This is a genomic window from Mesorhizobium sp. M0894 (assembly GCF_040319725.1).
Classification (GTDB): Bacteria; Pseudomonadota; Alphaproteobacteria; order Rhizobiales; family Rhizobiaceae; genus Mesorhizobium.
In genome coordinates this window covers 118,401-134,936 of the sequence record NZ_JAMYOG010000001.1, presented here as the reverse complement: position 1 = coordinate 134,936, position 16,536 = coordinate 118,401, and the positions used below count along the sequence as shown (strand labels likewise).

Here is a 16,536-nt window from a genome sequence, read left to right as displayed (position 1 = left end):
GCCAGCCCTTGGGAGCAGTGCACGTGCAGCAATTACGACTGCACGTAATTTGCCGAATTGTGCTTCTTCATCACATCGTCGAAGCGGCGGGCGAAGGCATCGTCGGCGAGCTTCTTGCGGCGCTGGATGTCGGCGGTGGCGACCATGTTCTTCTCGTGCATTTCAAGCAGATCGCCAATGTGCTTCTGCGAGGCAGCACCAATGCCGGCCATGGTCTCTTCGGCGGTGTTGTCGACCTGGCTGCCCAGCGTGTTGATCTTGTGGGCGACATCCTGTTGGGCGGCGGTCTTCAGCGAATCTTCCAGGGCCTTGTACAGCACGATGCGCTGCTCGGTATCGATGGTCAGCTTGTTGATCAGCGTCGATTGCGCCGCGATCTGGTTGTTGAGCGAATCGACGAAGGTCTGGAACATCGAGGTGTAGCGCTCCAGCGTCTGGCTTTCGGCCAGCAATTCCTGCTCCTTGGCCTGCTTCTCGTTGTATTCCGTGGCCAGTTTCGAACGCTCGCCTTCAAGCTGCGTGCGCTCCTTCTGGCTGGTCGAGGCGGCGATCTTGTTCTCGATGTCGAGCAGCATCGGGTTGAGCTCCTCGATGCGCTTCTGCACGGTCTCGAGATTGGACATGGTGGTCTTGCGGCGCTCGATCACCTGCGACAGGCTGGCCTCGGAGGTCTTGTAGCGCGTATCGAGAACCTGCTTCTGCGCCTTGAGGATGCCGACGATGGTGTCGGACTTCGCCAGCAGCTCCTGCAAATTGCCGGCCAGCGACATGTTGCGGACGCGGTCGGTGCGCATGCGCTGCTTGCGCTGGCTGGAGAAGACGCCGACGAAACTTTCCCAGCCGGTGTAGTTCTTCATGCTCTCGAATTCGGCGCCGAAGACGTTGGTGGCGTCCTCGAGGCCGATGATCAGGTCGGCGATATTGCCTTCCATCACCTTCTGCTGCTTCAGCACATCCTCGATGCGGGCATTCTCGATGTCGAAATTGGCGTCGCCGATCCTCTTGTCGGCGGTGGCGAGCGTGTCGAGCACGGCACCGGACTGCTCAATCTTGGTGCGCATGTCCTGCACGACCTGCTTGGTCTTGGCAATCTCGGCATCGAAATTCTGCAATGTCGCCATTGGGGCCTCCCGCTTCGGCATCGGTTTCGTTTCGCAAACCGCCGCGAATATATGTGCCGGGTTTGGCGAATGAAAGACGGAAGACATGGGATTACAGGAAAACAAAGAATTTCAGGAGGCGACTGCAGGATAATCAAGCCATGATTACGCTGTAACTGCCGGCCGGTCAGGCACCGCTTCGACCTCGGCTGGACTTTTGCGCGGGAGCGACGCTCAGGGCTTGGGATCGGCTTTGAGGTAGGCGATGACGTTGGCGATGTCATCGTCGCTGGTCAGGCCGGAGAAGGCCATTTTGTTGCTGGGGACCTTCTGCCGGGGTGCGCGCAGGTATTCGGCAAGGTTTGCTTGGTCCCAGACCAAACCGGCGGCGCCGGCATCCTTCATCGCCTGCGAGTAACGGCTGAGATAACTGTCCGCGGTGCCGGCGGTGCGGCCGACGACACCCAGCAGATGCGGGCCGACCTTGTCGCGGTCGCTCGTTGCCTCGTGACAGACCATGCATCTGTTGAAGACCTTTTTGCCGAGAGCAGCATCGCCGTCGGCATGCGCGGCAACAACGCCGGCGATGAGGAAAGCAGTTGCAGACGAAATTACTCGAAGCATGGGAACTCCCGACGGCTCTGGCAGTGGATCAAAATAGGCGGCACGCTCAACAAAGGCTGCAATGGCGCGATTGCGGAACGAATGTCAGCCGGGAGGTCGGATGAAAGCAATAGCGCTGGTTTAGGCTTTGGTGAAGCCGATGAAATCGTCTGGGGCGGCGCGGCCCATTTCCTCTTCCCAATGGCGGCGGCAGAGCGAGACATAGACGTCCTTGCCGATCGCCACCTGTTCGCCCTGTTTGGCCACCTTGCCGTCGGCGCCGAGGCGCACCACCATCGTCGCCTTGCGGCCGCAGCGGCAGATGGTGCGCACCTCGCGCAGGTCGTCGGCGATCGCCAGCAGGGCGCGCGAGCCGGAAAACAGCTTGCCTTGGAAATCGGTGCGCAGGCCGTAGCACATGACCGGGATGTTCAGCCGGTCGGCGATGCGGGCGAGTTGCCAGACCTGCTCCTCTTCGAGGAACTGCGCCTCATCGATAAAGACACAATGGACCGTGGCGTGGTCATGATGCTCGGCGACCCGGGCGAATAGGTCGTCGCCGTCGCGGAACATCTCGGCTTCCGTCTCCAGGCCGATACGCGACGAGATCAGCCCGGTATCGCCCTTGCGATAGTGGCCGGCGATGAACAGCATCGTCGTCATGCCGCGCTCGCGGTAATTATACGAGGCCTGCAACAACATCGTCGTCTTGCCGGCATTCATCGTCGCATAGTGGAAGTACAGCTTGGCCATGCCGTCCTTTTAAGCCGAGTTGCAACAAAGCGGGGAGGGGGAGCGCCTACATTCCACCGGGAAAAGACGACTTCCATCCGGAAAGCGGCGGGCGTGTCGTTGATCGACCAGCCTGCGCCGTTGATCGTGGTTGCCTTAGTGCTTGAAACCGCAGCAGAATGGTGTTTGGCTGACGGAACAAAGGTGGAGATAAAACCGCCACTTCGCTTCACCGAGAACTGAAATGGGAGAATTTCTATGTCGCGCATGAATTCATTCGTCGCCGGTCTCGGCCTGGCGGCTTTTCTATCCACGACTGCGGCCTTCGCCGGCGATCCGGAAAGCTGCAAGGCGGTTCGTCTGTCGGATGTCGGCTGGACCGACATCCAGGCGACAACCGGTATAGCCTCGGTGCTGCTCACCGCGCTCGGCTACGAGCCGCAGGTAATCCAGCTTTCGGTGCCGGTGACGATGGCGTCGCTGAAGAACAAGGACCTCGATGTCTTCCTCGGCAACTGGATGCCGTCGATGACCAACGACATCAAGGACTACACCGCAGAAGGCTCCATCGAGACCGTGAGCGAGAATTTGAGCGGTGCCGGCTACGGCATCGTCGTGCCGACCTATGTCGCCGACGCCGGCGTCAAGACGCTGACCGATCTCGGCAAGTTCAAGGACAAGTTCGACGGCAAGATCTACGGCATCGAGGCCGGCAATGACGGCAATCGTATCATCCTCGACATGATCAAGAACCCGGCCGACAATCTCGAAGGCTTCGAGCTGGTCGAATCGTCCGAAGCCGGCATGCTCACCCAGGCCGAGCAGTCGATCAAAAACAATGAATGGATCGCCTTCCTCGGCTGGACGCCGCATCCGGTGATGGGCGCCATGAAGATCACCTATCTCGACGGCATGGGCGACACTGGCTTCGGCGCCGCCACCGTGCATACGATCGTGCGCAAGGGCTATACGACCGAGTGCCCGAACGCCGGCAAGTTCATCACCAACCTGAAGTTCAACCTGGACATGGAAGGCGAGATGATGGACGCGATCCTGAAGGGTGGCGACGCCAATACGGTCGCGACCGACTGGCTGAAGAAGCACCCGGACGCGGTTGCTCCCTGGATCGCCGGCGTCACCACCTTCGACGGCGGCGACGCGGCGGCAGCGGTGAAAACAGCGCTCGGAAGCTGACCTGACCGCTTGCACGACAAGACGAGGGGCAGCCACGGTAGAAATGGCTGCCCTTTTTCATATCCTGTGACAAGATGACCGTCCGGCAAAGGACGGCGCCGGCAGAAGAGGGGCTAGATGGATCCGATCTCCAAATTCCTGGTCAGCTACAAGATCCCCATTGGCGCGTGGGGGAAGGCGTTTTTCGGCTTTCTCACCGACAATTTCGACACCGTCTTCAGGGCTTTCTCCAACAGCCTCAACTTCCTGCTCGACGGCATCGTCGACGGGCTGCTGTTGCTGCCGCCGGTTCTGCTGATCGCCCTGATCGCTTTGCTCGCCTATTTCCTGCAGCGTTCGAAAGGCCTGGCCCTAGCGGTGTTCATCGGATTGCTGTTCATCCTCAACCAGAACCTGTGGAAGCAGACGGTGGAGACGCTGGTGCTGGTCGTTGCCGCCGCCGCCGCCTCGATGGCTATCGGCGTGCCGCTCGGCATCTGGGCCGCGCACAAGCCGAAGATCTATCGCGTCATGCTGCCGGTGCTCGACCTGATGCAGACGCTGCCGACCTTCGTCTACCTGATCCCGGTGCTGACCCTGTTCGGCCTCGGCAACGCGCCCGGCCTGATCGTCACCATCATCTTCGTCATCCCGACCTCGGTCCGGCTCACCCATCTCGGTGTCACCTCGGTGCCGAAATCGATCGTCGAGGCGGGCGAAGCGTTCGGCGCCACCAAGCGCCAGCTGCTGTGGAAGGTCGAGCTGCCTTCGGCACTGCCGACCATCATGGCTGGGCTGACCCAATCGATCATGCTGTCGCTGTCGATGGTGGTGTTCGCCGCCCTGATCGGCGCCGGCGGCCTCGGCACAGAGATCAACCGGGCGCTCGGGTCGCGCCGGATCGACCTCGGGCTTGAGGCAGGTCTGGCCATCGTCGTGCTCGCCATCGTGCTTGATCGAATGACGCGCATCGGCGTGGGAGGCAAGAAATGACCGTCGCCGTCGATTTCAGGAATGTCGACATCGTCTTTGGCGCCGACCAGGCCGGTTCGCTGGCGCTGATCGACAGCGGCGCCACCCGTGCCGAGATCCTCGAACAGACCGGCAACGTGCTGGGCTGTGCCGGTGCCAGCCTCACCGTGCACGAGGGTGAGATTTCGGTGCTGATGGGCCTGTCCGGCTCTGGCAAGTCGACGCTGCTCAGGGCCGTCAACCGGCTGAACGTCGTCTCGCGCGGCCAGGTGCTGGTCAAGGACGGCGATGGTACGGTCGACGTCGTCACCTGCGACGAGGCGACGCTTCGGCGGTTGCGGCAAAAGCAGGTGGCAATGGTGTTCCAGCAGTTCGGCCTGCTGCCTTGGCGCACCGTCGAGGAAAATGTCGGCCTTGGCCTTGAGCTCGCCGGCGTACCGGAAGCCGAGCGCAAGGAGCGGGTGAGCAAACAGCTGAAGCTGGTTCATCTCGACCAGTGGTCGAAGAAATACGCGCATGAGCTTTCCGGCGGCATGCAGCAGCGCGTCGGCCTGGCGCGCGCCTTTGCCACCGAGGCGCCGATCCTACTGATGGACGAGCCGTTCTCGGCACTCGACCCGCTGATCCGGACCAAGCTGCAGGACGAGCTGTTGCAGCTTCAGGCCGAGCTGAAGAAGACCATCATCTTCGTCAGCCACGACCTCGAGGAGGCGCTGAAGATCGGCACCCACATCACCATCATGGAGGGCGGGCGCATCGTGCAGACCGGTGCGCCGGAAGACATCGTGCTGCGGCCCGCCAACGACTATGTCCGCGACTTCATCGCCAATGTGAACCCGCTCTCGGTGCTGACCGCCTGGAACGTCATGCGCGACCGCCGCGACCTCGAGCACGGCGAGAACGGCTGGGTGTGGCTCGACCGGCGCAAGACGACGCGCTTCAAGATCGACGAGCATGGGCTGGTGGCGGCGGCCGAGCGCGACGGCAAGCCGGCGGTATGGGTGTCCTGCGCCGATGTCGAAGCCCAGCCGGAAGAGACGGCGCAGGTGTTCTGGGCCAATCCCGGCACCTCGCTGAAGACGGTGATGCTGGCCATGCATCGCTCGCAGACTGCACCGGTGGCGCTGTTCGACGATCAGTCGCGCTTCGTCGGTGCCATCGGCGTCAGGGATGTGCTGAGCGCGGTGCTTCGAAGGTAGTTTTTCTCCTTGGGGAGAGAACCAAGACCAACGCCGAGTTCTGTCGCGCCCCCCTCTGTCCTGCCGGACATCTCCCCCACTTGGGGGGAGATCGGCGGTTTCGCAGACGGCTCTCACACTCCAACGTTTGTAGTTGGCGAAATCGGCGGCGACAGCCAATTTCCCCACCTGTGGGGGAGATGTCCGGCAGGACAGAGGGGGGCGCGAAGGAACGCCAGCTTAGCCCGATACCGCAAGCTAAACCGCCAGCGGCAGGCGCAGCTCCGTCAACAGGCCGCCATCGGGATGGTTGGACAGGCTGACTTCGCCGCCGGCGCCGCGGGCGATATTGCGGGCTATGGTCAGGCCGAGGCCGAGGCCGCCGGTCTGGCGGTTGCGCGACTGTTCCAGGCGCACGAACGAGCCGAACACGGCGTCGAGCTCGGCCTGCGGTATGCCCGGCCCCTCGTCGCGGATCGCCAGCGTGATGGTCCTGTCCGATTGGCGCAGGCTGAGATGCGCCTTCTTGCCGTACGTCACCGCATTCTGGACGAGGTTGGTGACGCAGCGCCGCAGCGCGACCGGCCGCGCTATGCAGATCAGGCCGCGCGAGCGCGCATCGTCATTGTCGAACGAGACCTCTTTGTAGCCGTCGGCGACCGATTCGACGAGCGACCAGAAATCGATCCTCTCGCTCTTCTCCTCGGTCACCTCGAAAGTGGCGAAGTCGATGACCGAGCTGGCAATGCCTTCGATGTCGGCGAGGTCGTGCGCCAGTGCGGCGCGAATGGTCGAATTCCTGAGCAGTTCGAGGCGCAGCCGCATCCTGGTCAGTGGCGTGCGCAGGTCGTGCGCGAGCGCCGCAGCGAGGTGCTCGCGGTCCTCGACATAGGCGCGCAGCCTTGCCTGCATGGCATTGACCGCCTTCGCCGCGGTACGCACCTCGCGGCTGCCGCTCTCGGCGATCGGCGGGCTCTTCAGGTCCTCGCCGATCCGCTTCACCGCGGTCTCCATCATCCGGTAGGGCGCCGTCAGCCGGCGCAGCGACCAGATCGAGGAAGCCACCACCAGCCCGGCGATCAAGGCATAGAGTGGCAGGCTATCGAAGCTCAGTATCGGCCCGGCCGGCGTGTTCGGTTCGGTGAAGTTCAGCCATTGGCCGTCGGCAAAGCGAAGCGAAGCGGTCAGCTTGTCGCTCTGGGCGAAATCGGCGGCCAGCACCAGCAGGTCGCGCTCGACCTGGCCAATATCGGGACCGGCGACCGTCCCACCGGGAGCGTCGGCTTCGTGCGTTGCCGGGTCACGGCGGACCCGCGCGTCGGTGATGCCGAACTTCGATAGCCGGCCGACCAATATGTCCTCCAATTCGGCCAGCTCGTCGTCGCCGGCTATCGACGAAGTAACAGCGGGCGTGCCGGAGACGGTGAGCGCGTAAGTGGCGTTGAACAAGCCGGAGGCCGTCGCCTTGCGCTGTTCCGGCGTGGCATCATGCATCAGCTGTACCAGCGAGAAGGCGCGGTCGTTGAGCCGGTAGAGATCGACGACGTCATTGGCGGCGGCACGGTCGCGCGAGACGATGTAAAGGGTCGCGATCTGGCTGATCAGCAGGCCGGCGATGACGATGAGCAGCACCCAGACCGGCAGCGTTTGCGGCAGGATGCGTCTCATTCGGAGGTCGTCTCAGGCAGGAACTGGTAGCCGCCGCTGCGCACCGTCAGGATCAGCTTCGGCGTTTTCGGGTCGTCCTCCATCTTGCGCCGCAGCCGACTGACCAGAATGTCGACGCTGCGGTCGAAGCTGTAGCCGCTGTCGCCGCCGGACAGCTCGATGAGCTGCTCGCGGCTCAGTACGCGCTGCGCGCTCTTGACGAAGGTCTGCAGCAGATTGAATTCGGCCATCGTCAGCTCGATCCTGACGTCGCCGGGCGCCATCAACCGGCGGCGCGAACAGTCCATCGTCCAGCCGGCGAAATGGTAGATCTGCCGCGAAGCGGCACGTCGTGGTTCGGCGGTGCCATTACGCCTCAAGACGGCACGAATGCGTGCGAGCAGCTCGCGCGGATCGAAGGGTTTCGGCACGTAGTCGTCGGCGCCCATCTCCAGGCCGACGACGCGGTCGGTGGTCTCGGTGACCGCGGTCAGCATGATGATCGGTGTCGAATAATTGGCGCGCAACTCGCGGCAGAGCTCCAGGCCGCTCTTGCCGGGCAGCATGACGTCCAGAACGATCAGGTCGACCTGGGCGCGGCGCAGCACGGTCTCCATCTCGGTGCCGTCGGCGGCGACCGATGTATGCAGCCCTCGCTTCTGGAAAAATTCCTGAAGCAGGTCGCGAATGCCCTTGTCGTCGTCGACGATCAGTATGTGGGGGTCGGATTTCACAGGAAACCTGTCATTTGTGGATCGCCCAAGCGGTGCTTCGGCCGTCAGCCAGACGATAGAATTCAGGCCATAAGTTGGCCAGTGGAGATCGGCGGCTTGATCCGGCCGCCCAGAAACAATCCAGAAACAAAATTCTACAATCCGGAAAAACTGCCGAAAAAAATCAAAGGCATAAGTGGTGCCGTGGCGGTCGGGTCATCGGCTGCGACACGCGTTACGGGATTACGGACAGACCAATGCAAAGGTTCTCGATCAGTCTGATGGGTGCGTTGCTTTCCATTTCGCTCGTCACGGCTGCGGTCGAACATGCCGATGCAAAGCTGGCCGATGCAAAGGCGGCCAATTCAAAGGCGGCCGATGCAAAGGTGGCGACCACCCGCAGCGAGCGTTGCATCGATCTGAACCGCCAGTTTGACGAAGCCCTCGAAACCCATGCCGCGGCAACGCAGGTCACCGCGGCGAAAGCACTTCAAAGAAAGGGAAACCGGTTCTGCGCCAACAAGAAACAGGCACAGGGAATCCGGATGCTCGCGAACGCTTTGAAGCTGCTTGGAGTGACACCGATCGATCCCGTTCAGTGACACTCAATCCGATCTGCACAAAAAGGAAGTGAAGCCATGAAAAAGTCCCTCCTCTCCGCCCTCGGTCTCGCCATCGCGCTGGCCCTCTCGATGCCGGTTCTCGGCGCCAGCAGCGCCAATGCCGCGACCACCACCCCGGCTGCGACGACAACGACGACCGCTGCGCCGGCCAAGGCCGTGAAGAAGGTCGCTGCCAAGAAGACCGTCAAGAAGCACAAGAAGCACGCGGTCAAGGCAGCTCCGAAGGCCTGATCAAGCGACATCTTCTGCCGTATGGGAAGACCGCTCCAGTTGCGATTTGCCTGGAGCGGTCATCTTTTGTTGGCGTGCAGACAGTACGGGCCGGTCCCGGCCCACACCGCCCGTTGAACGCCAGACGGCAGTTCCCACATAGGCACGGATTTGTGAACTGCGCTCGCCGGGAAGCCGATCGCGCGCGGTTGAATGGACGACCGCTTTTGCCCATGTCAAAATGACCGCAAAGCTGTCGTACGCAATTGCCGGTCCAATGCCTGAAATCACGACAAAACCCCGTACCAGCACGAAACCGAAGGTCGAACGGCCGAAGCTCTACAAGGTCATCCTGGTCAATGACGATTTCACGCCGCGCGAATTCGTCGTGACGGTGCTGAAGGCCGAGTTCAAGCTCAGTGAAGATCAGGCGCATAGGGTTATGATCACCGCGCACCGTCGCGGCGTCTGCGTCGTTGCGGTCTTCACCAGGGATGTCGCCGAGACCAAGGCGGCGCGGGCGACCGATGCCGGCAAGGCCAAGGGCTACCCGCTGATGTTCACGACGGAACCGGAGGAGTAGAGCTCCTCCCTCGCCCGTTTACGAGAGAGGGAATCGAAGCCCCGGCTTGCCGGGCGGAGCAGGTGAGGGGCAGCGCAATGTCTGAAGAAAGTTTCACGGCGCCGGCGCCGCCACTCATCCGCCTGCCGGCACCTTCTCCCCGTATAAGACGGGGAGAAGGGAACTACCGTCCTTCGCGGTACCACATCGAGCCCATCGCCAGAAGCAGCAGGCCGAGGCCGAGGAAGCCGCCGAACAGCGGCACGCGCGAGACGGCCTTGAGCACGCTGTCGTCGGTGGTGCGCAGGCCGATCCAGTCGTTGCCGGAGGCAGCGCCCGAGGCACGAACCGGGACGATGGAGGGCAGCGTGACAGTGCTGGTGAGATTGCCAATCGCCGAGGCCGGCGCCAGCCGGCGAACGCTGCCGCCGGTTGCCTCAGCCGGCGGTTTCAGCCGGTTCTCGGTGGAGACGACGTCGGTGAATTCCGGCGCGTTGACAGGCCCGACATGGGCCAATGCCGTCAGGTCGCCATTGCCGACCTGATAGAGACCGATTTCGCTGGTCTCGACGCTGCCGAGGAAGACGCCTGGCTCGGATTTCTCGAGCCTGACGATCAGTGCCTTGCCGGACGGCGTGATGACCTGCGCCGGGCCGGGGTCGTCGCTCATCGTCTGGCGGCGAATTTCAAGCACCATGCCGCGGCCGTCGGCGGTCAGCCGCTCCTCCTCGAGTTCGGGCTCCTTCATCAGCCAGTGGGCGATGCGTCGGTAGAGCTGGACATGCGGGCCGCCGCCCTCGAAGCCGCGCGCCCATAGCCAGCCCTGATCGGACAAAAGCATGCCGACGCGGCCTTCGCCCTTGCGGTCGAGCAGCAGCAGCGGCCGGTTGTCGGCGCCCTTCATCACCACCTCGCCCTCGGGGTTCTCGACGCCGATTGTGCGGAACCAGCGGCTCCAGTGCGGCGGCTCGGTTGCGGAGCCGTCGAGCCCGCGCGTGACCGGATGGCGCTGGCCGGTATCGGTGAGACGTGGGTAGAAGGCCTTGTCGATGACCTCGCCGGTCGGCATTGCCGGCAGCGCCGACATCAGCGGCGTGCGGGCGATCGAGCTTTCGCCGGCATATTCGGGGCCTGCCGCGATTAGCAGCGCGCCGCCTTTTTCGACATATTCGGAAATGTAGTCGTAATAGAGGATCGGCAGCACGTCGCGGTGCTGGTAGCGGTCGAAGATGATCAGGTCGAAATCCTTGATCTTCTCGACGAACAACTCGCGTGTCGGGAAGGCGATCAGCGACAACTCGTTGATCGGCGTGCCGTCCTGCTTTTCCGGTGGGCGCAGGATGGTGAAGTGCACGAGGTCGACCGAAGCGTCGGATTTCAGCAAATTGCGCCAGGTGCGCTCGCCGGCATGTGGTTCGCCGGACACGAGCAGCACGCGCAGATTTTCGCGGATGCCGTCGATCAGCGCGATGGCGCGGTTGTTGGTATCGGTGAGTTCGCCCGGTTCGTGGTCGATGGCGAGTTCGACGATGTTGCGCCCGGCGCTGGGAATGGTCACCTGCAGCGGCATCGCCTGGCCGATGTTGGCGTGCTCGACCGATACCTGCTCGCCGTTGACCGATACGCGGACATCGACCGGGCCGGTTTCGTTGTTGGTGGCGATGACGCGATAGGTCATGTCGAGCGGCTTGCCGACGAGGCCGAAGCGCGGCGCATTCTCGAAGCGGATGCGACGGTCCTTTTCATGGTCGTTGCCGGTAATCAGCGCATGCAGAGGGGCATTGAAGTCGGGTGCGCCAAGCGGCGCGTCATGCACCTCGCCGTCGGTGATCATGATGGCGCCGCCAATGCGCGACGGCGGCACGTCTCGGAAAGCATTTTCGAGCGAGGAAAACAACCGCGTCTCGGTGCGCTCGTCGGCGGCTTCGGACTTGCCGGCTTCGACGACACGGACGTCGAACTGCTTGAAGCGGCCGAGACGCTGCTGAAGCCCGGCCAAGGCCGCGTCGGTCTGCTTGGTGCGGTCGCCTATATCCTGGCTCTGGCTGCGATCGACGACGACGGCGACGATACTTTTCAGCGGCTCGCGCTCTTCGTCGAGGAATACCGGATTGAGCAACGCCGCAGCCAGCGCAATCAGGGCTGCCAGGCGGAAGATCGCGCCGCGCTGGCGAAACCAAAGGCCGACCAGCGCCAGCAGCAGCAGCGGCAACAGAACCACGGCGAGCAGCGGCCAAGTGATGAGCGGTTCGAAGGCGAGCGACCAATTCATGGTCTATTGCCCCAGCCGTTCGAGCAGCACCGGGACGTGCACTTGGTCGGATTTGTAGTTGCCGGTCAGCATGTACATCATGATGTTGACGCCGGCGCGCAGCGCATAGATGCGCTGCATCGGATCCGACGGCACGGTCGGCAATAGCGGGTCGCCATTCTCGTCGACCGCCCAGGCGCCGGCGAAATCATTGGCGGTGATCATGATCGGGGACACGCCGTCGCCGGTGCGCACCGGGCGGTTCTCCGTGTTGCTGGCTTCGAGCGATGCCTCGACCCAAAGCGGGCTGCCGGCAAAGCGGCCGGGAAACTCTGGAAGGATATAGAAGGATTTGGTCAGCACGTGGTCCGACGGCACCGGTTCCAGCGGTGGCACGTTGAGGTTGCCGAGGATGTCGCGCAGCCGCTCCGTTGCGGGGCTGGTCGAATCCGCACCAATGCCGTTGGCGAACTGGTCGCGGGTGTCGAACAAGACCGTTCCGCCCTGCTGCATGTAGGCGTCGATACGGGCGATGGCGGCCTCGCTCGGCATCGGGGCGGCGGGATCGATCGGCCAGTAGATCAGCGGGTAGAAGGACAGTTCGTCCTTCGAGATGTCGACGCCGGCCGGTGCTCCGGGTTCGAGCGCGGTTTTTTCGATGAGAAAGCGGGTCAGGCCTTCGAGCCCGGCGCGGCTGATCGAGTCGACACCCGGCTCGCCGGTCAGCACATAGGCGATCCGGGTCTTTGAAATGTCCCCGATCGCCTCCGTATCTCCCGGTTTGGCGTCGTCGGCACGCGCGACGTCCGCGTGGCCAATCAAGGCGCCGAGCGCAATCAGCAGGATGGCTGCCGTCGCCGCAGCACCGGGACGGCGCGGCCGGCGCGACAACAGGCCGCCCATCCAGAATACGGCAAGCGTGTCGAGCACCATCAGCACCAAGGCCGCCGTGACCAGCGGACCTTTGAGGTTGCGCTGCTCGTCGAAGGCATACTGGACGGTGGTGACCGGCACGGTGATCTCAGGCCGGGCCAGGGGCGTGAATGCGCTGTCGCCACCGAGCAGATTGTGAGCGAATACCCCCGTCTCGGAGCCGTAGAGGCCGGGCGGGTTTTCCAGCGTCACCGGCAGCGGGCCGGCGCCGGGCACCAGCGGCCTGGCGTCCGGCGTCGGCGGCACCAGCGTGCCGTCGGCGGCGATCATGCGATAGGGTGCCAGCGACGTGGCGGCGGCCTCGGCATTGGCGACAGCCGCGCCCTGGTTGCGCGACAGTTGCACGATGCGCCGCAGCATCTCGACGAAGCTGCCGGAGATCGGCAGGTTGGACCACGTCGCCTCGGGGGTGACGTGGAACAGCACGAGGGTGCCCTTGTCCTTCTTCATCCCGGTCACCAGCGGCGTACCGTCGGCAAGGGTGGCCCAGGTGCGCTCGACGATGTCGGGCGTCGGTTCGGCCAGCACCTGCCTGGTGACGGTGACCTCGGTGGGCGGCGCGAGGTCGGCGAAGGGGCCGGTTTTCGGGAATTCGGTGACCGGCTGCGGCGCCGTCCATGACAGCGCGCCGCCAAGCGAGCGCTCGCCTGTGCGGAGCCGGACCGGCAGCAGGTCGTCGTCATTGCCGGCAGCGGCGAGCCGCGAACCGGCAAAACGCACCAGCGTGCCGCCCTTGTCGACCCAGTCGACCAGCCTTTCCCGGGCCTGTTCCGGAATGGTGCCGACATCAGCCATGACGATCATCGCCGGTTTCTGATCGAGCAGTTGCGGGATGGCATCGGCGAGATCGACGCTGGACGGCTCGACGAGATCGGCGAAGGGCTGCAGGGCGCGGCGGATGTAGTAGAGCGGCGACAGCAGCGGTTGGGCCTGGTCGGCCTCGGCCTGCGACAGCAGCCCGACGCGGCGGCGTTTCGAGCTCTCATCGAGCACGCGGACGGCACCGGCCTGGCGTTCGCCATCGAGCGCGATGTAGGCGAAGTCGTTGCGGAGTTCGAACGGCACCGCCATCGTGGCGGTGGCGGTGGTTACGCCCGGGGCAAAGGTCAGCGTCGCGTCGGCGATGCGGCGGCCCTTGTCGTCGAAGGCGCCGGCCGTCACCTGTGCAGGTGCCGGATCGCCCGGTGCGCGGATGGCGGTCAGGGCGAAGCCGTCGACCTGGTTATCGGCGCCGGTCAGGCCGGTCAGCGACAGCCGGTCGGAGACGGCCCAGACGACGCGTGCCGCGTTCTTCGACAACAGCGTGTTGAAGGCGGCTTCGTCGCCTTGCGCCGCCAGGCCATCGGCGAGCACGGCAACGCTGGTGCCCGGCAGCGACTCCAGGGCTGATGCGACGCGGGCATAGACGGCGGGGCGGTCGGTCGGGATCGGGCGCGGCTTTGCCGCGCGCAGCCGGTTGAGCGCGGCAGCGGCATCGAAGGGACCGATCTCGGCATTCGGCTTCTCGGCGGTGAAAGCGATGAGCACCGGCACACCGTTCGAATTGGCATCGGCGATCAGCCGCTCGGCGGTGGCGACGCGCTTACCCCAGTCGGCGGCACTTGCCCAGTCATTGTCGATCACCAGCGCCAGGGCAGCGCCCTCGGCCGGCAGCTTTTCGCGCGGGTTGAAGACGGGCTCGGCAAGTGCTGCCACGATAAGCGCGGCCATCAGCAGCCTGAGCAACGTCAGCCACCACGGGCTCTGCTGCGGCGTTTCTTCGCGCCTCAGCACGCGGGCGAGAATCCTGAGCGGCGGAAACACCTCGGTTTGCGGCCTGGGCGGGGTCAGCCGCAGAAGCCACCAGATCACCGGCAGCGCCAGCAGGCCCCACAGCACCATCGGCGCCCCGAAGGAGAGCGGCAGCCAACTCATGCGCGAGCCCTCCCGGCAAAGGCGCCCTCGGCGGTCATCGCCATGTGGATGCGCACCAGCGCCTCGGAGGCAAGGCGGTCGGTATGATTGACGGTAAAGGTCCAGCCAAGCCGTTTGCACCACGCGGCCAGTTCCTGGCGGCGGGCGGCATAAAGCAGGCGATATTCTTCGCCCAGCATTTCGGCGCGGCCGGCGGTCAGCTTGTCGCCGGTCTCAGGATCGGTGAATTCGGTGCGCCCCGCATAGGGGAAGCTTTCCTCGGCCGGATCGGCGACCTCGATCAGATGGGCGCGCACGCCGTGGCGGGCGAGCACGTCCAGCCAGGCTATGGTGTCCTCAACCGGGTCGAGGAAATCGCTGACGATCACGATGTCGCAGAAGCGGCGGATGCCGGACAGGTCGGGCTTTGCCGGCAGGTCGGCGGCGTGCATCAGTTGCGCCGCGATGCGCTCGGCGCCATTGCGGGCGGTGAACGGGTCGGTCAGGCCCGGCCAGGCAATGCGCTCGCCGCTGCGCGACAAAAGCTCGGCCATGGCCAGCGCCAGCACCAGAGCGCGCGACTCCTTGGAAACGCTGGCTCCGGTCGATTTGTAGAGCATGGAAGGCGAGGGGTCGGCCCACAGCCACACCGTATGGGCGGCCTCCCATTCGCGGTCGCGGACATAGGTGTGGTCGTCGCGCGCCGAGCGGCGCCAGTCGATGCGCGAGGAATCGCCTTCGACATAGGGCCGGAACTGCCAGAAATTCTCGCCGATGCCGCGCTTGCGACGGCCATGCCAGCCGGCAATCACCGTGTTGACGATGCGGCGCGCCTCGACCAGCAGGTCCGGCACCAGGGAAGCCCGCAACCGGCCTCTGGCGAGCGCATCGCGCGTCGCTGTCGGTGCCTGCGCTTCACCGATGCGCGCCATCAAATCCCTTTCGCGAGCTTCGCCACGACGTCGCGTACCGTGGTGCCCTCGGCGCGGGCGGCGAAGGTCAGCGCCATGCGGTGCTGCAGCACCGGCTCGGCCAGTGCGCGGACATCGTCGACCGACGGCGCCAGCCGGCCGTCATAGAGGGCGCGGGCGCGGGCGCACAGCGTCAGCGCCTGACTGGCGCGCGGGCCCGGGCCCCAGGCGACGTGCTTGTCGGTATCGGCGTTGCCCTGGCCGGGACGCGCCGAGCGCACCAGCTTGAGGATCGCCTCGACGACGCTTTCAGGCACCGGCATGCGGCGGATGAGCGTCTGGATGTCCTTCAGCCGCGTCGGCTGCAGCACGTTTTCGGCCTTGGCATCCTCGATGCCGGTGGTTTCCAGCAGGATGCGGCGCTCCGCCTCGATCTCGGGGTAAAGGATGTCGACCTGCATCAGGAAGCGGTCGAGCTGAGCCTCGGGCAGCGGATAGGTGCCCTCCTGCTCCAGCGGGTTCTGCGTCGCCAGAACATGGAACGGCGCCGGCAGGTCATGGCGCACGCCGGCAATGGTGACGTGGTATTCCTGCATCGACTGCAGCAGCGCCGACTGGGTGCGCGGCGAGGCGCGGTTGATCTCGTCGGCCATCAGCAGTTGCGCGAAGATCGGTCCGGAAATGAAGCGGAACGAACGCTTGCCGAATTCATCCTGCTCCATCACCTCTGAGCCGAGAATGTCGGATGGCATCAGGTCGGGCGTGAACTGGATGCGGCGCGAATCGAGGCCGAGCACGATGCCCAGCGTTTCGACCAGCTTGGTCTTGGCAAGGCCGGGCACCCCGACCAGCAGTGCATGGCCGCCCGCCAGCAATGCGACGAGCGTGCGCTCGACGACGCTTTCCTGGCCGAAGATGACCCGGCCGACGCCGTCGCGGACCCTCGAAATGTCAGCCAGCGCCTTCTCGGCCTGCGCCACCATGTCCTTTTCGCTGATCGGGCTTTCCTTGATCATAACGCTCATGCAGCATCGA

Annotated in this window: 16 protein-coding genes; 7 read left to right on the top strand and 9 right to left on the bottom strand. The window is 64.3% G+C overall.

Annotated features, from left to right (window positions below; all coding sequences use genetic code 11):
* Positions 1–32: 32 nt before the first annotated feature.
* The 3 genes from NKH91_RS00765 to NKH91_RS00755 form a co-directional block, all read right to left on the bottom strand.
* The gene (locus tag NKH91_RS00765; protein WP_352715467.1) at positions 33–1,121 is read right to left on the bottom strand and encodes a hypothetical protein; all 1,089 of its coding nucleotides are present in this window, start codon (positions 1,119–1,121) and stop codon (positions 33–35) included.
* A gap of 213 nt (positions 1,122–1,334) precedes the next feature.
* Entirely contained in the window at positions 1,335–1,724 is a 390-nt protein-coding gene (locus NKH91_RS00760) for a c-type cytochrome (protein ID WP_352846560.1), read from the bottom strand.
* 120 nt (positions 1,725–1,844) lie between these two features.
* Positions 1,845–2,456: a thymidine kinase gene (locus NKH91_RS00755; protein WP_023719232.1), complete on the bottom strand. Its 612-nt coding sequence runs from the start codon at positions 2,454–2,456 to the stop codon at positions 1,845–1,847.
* Positions 2,457–2,549: 93 nt separating this feature from the next.
* Here NKH91_RS00755 and NKH91_RS00750 point away from each other — a divergent pair, with 93 nt between their 5' ends.
* From NKH91_RS00750 to choV, 4 genes are all read left to right on the top strand, one after another.
* On the top strand, positions 2,550–2,678 hold the full coding sequence (locus NKH91_RS00750) for a hypothetical protein (protein WP_280940418.1): 129 nt from the start codon (positions 2,550–2,552) through the stop codon (positions 2,676–2,678).
* 15 nt (positions 2,679–2,693) lie between these two features.
* Positions 2,694–3,629: a choline ABC transporter substrate-binding protein gene (gene choX, locus NKH91_RS00745; protein ID WP_352591725.1), complete on the top strand. Its 936-nt coding sequence runs from the start codon at positions 2,694–2,696 to the stop codon at positions 3,627–3,629.
* A 117-nt stretch (positions 3,630–3,746) separates the two neighbouring features.
* Entirely contained in the window at positions 3,747–4,601 is an 855-nt protein-coding gene (gene choW / locus NKH91_RS00740) for a choline ABC transporter permease subunit (RefSeq protein ID WP_352846562.1), read from the top strand.
* Positions 4,598–5,779 carry a choline ABC transporter ATP-binding protein gene (gene choV / locus NKH91_RS00735; RefSeq protein ID WP_023719229.1) on the top strand — a complete coding sequence of 394 codons (1,182 nt, stop codon included), beginning with the start codon at positions 4,598–4,600 and terminating at the stop codon, positions 5,777–5,779. Before choW ends, choV begins: the two co-directional genes overlap by 4 nt.
* A 237-nt stretch (positions 5,780–6,016) precedes the next feature.
* On the opposite strand, the gene NKH91_RS00730 is transcribed toward choV, so the two are convergent.
* Both NKH91_RS00730 and NKH91_RS00725 read right to left on the bottom strand, forming a co-directional pair.
* Positions 6,017–7,426, bottom strand: a complete 1,410-nt coding sequence (locus NKH91_RS00730; protein WP_352846564.1) for an ATP-binding protein — start codon at positions 7,424–7,426, stop codon at positions 6,017–6,019.
* Positions 7,423–8,139: a response regulator gene (locus NKH91_RS00725; protein WP_023719226.1), complete on the bottom strand. Its 717-nt coding sequence runs from the start codon at positions 8,137–8,139 to the stop codon at positions 7,423–7,425. Before NKH91_RS00725 ends, NKH91_RS00730 begins: the two co-directional genes overlap by 4 nt.
* A gap of 236 nt (positions 8,140–8,375) precedes the next feature.
* Here NKH91_RS00725 and NKH91_RS00720 point away from each other — a divergent pair, with 236 nt between their 5' ends.
* The 3 genes from NKH91_RS00720 (at position 8,376) to clpS (ending at position 9,534) form a co-directional block, all read left to right on the top strand.
* Positions 8,376–8,720 (top strand): hypothetical protein, encoded by a 345-nt coding sequence (locus NKH91_RS00720; RefSeq protein ID WP_023719225.1) that lies wholly within the window; start codon positions 8,376–8,378, stop codon positions 8,718–8,720.
* Between the two features lie 36 nt (positions 8,721–8,756).
* Positions 8,757–8,972, top strand: a complete 216-nt coding sequence (locus NKH91_RS00715; RefSeq protein WP_023719224.1) for a hypothetical protein — start codon at positions 8,757–8,759, stop codon at positions 8,970–8,972.
* A gap of 256 nt (positions 8,973–9,228) precedes the next feature.
* The gene (clpS, locus tag NKH91_RS00710) at positions 9,229–9,534 is read left to right on the top strand and encodes an ATP-dependent Clp protease adapter ClpS (protein WP_023719223.1); all 306 of its coding nucleotides are present in this window, start codon (positions 9,229–9,231) and stop codon (positions 9,532–9,534) included.
* Between the two features lie 163 nt (positions 9,535–9,697).
* Here clpS and NKH91_RS00705 read toward each other — a convergent pair whose 3' ends face one another.
* The 4 genes from NKH91_RS00705 to NKH91_RS00690 are packed head-to-tail and all read right to left on the bottom strand — an operon-like array spanning position 9,698 to position 16,526.
* Positions 9,698–11,785: a membrane protein gene (locus NKH91_RS00705; RefSeq protein ID WP_023719222.1), complete on the bottom strand. Its 2,088-nt coding sequence runs from the start codon at positions 11,783–11,785 to the stop codon at positions 9,698–9,700.
* A 3-nt stretch (positions 11,786–11,788) separates the two neighbouring features.
* Positions 11,789–14,611, bottom strand: coding sequence for a DUF4159 domain-containing protein (locus NKH91_RS00700; RefSeq protein WP_352846566.1), 2,823 nt, complete (start codon positions 14,609–14,611; stop codon positions 11,789–11,791).
* Entirely contained in the window at positions 14,608–15,522 is a 915-nt protein-coding gene (locus NKH91_RS00695) for a DUF58 domain-containing protein (protein ID WP_352846568.1), read from the bottom strand. Before NKH91_RS00695 ends, NKH91_RS00700 begins: the two co-directional genes overlap by 4 nt.
* Positions 15,522–16,526 (bottom strand): AAA family ATPase, encoded by a 1,005-nt coding sequence (locus NKH91_RS00690; protein ID WP_023719219.1) that lies wholly within the window; start codon positions 16,524–16,526, stop codon positions 15,522–15,524. Before NKH91_RS00690 ends, NKH91_RS00695 begins: the two co-directional genes overlap by 1 nt.
* Positions 16,527–16,536: the final 10 nt, after the last annotated feature.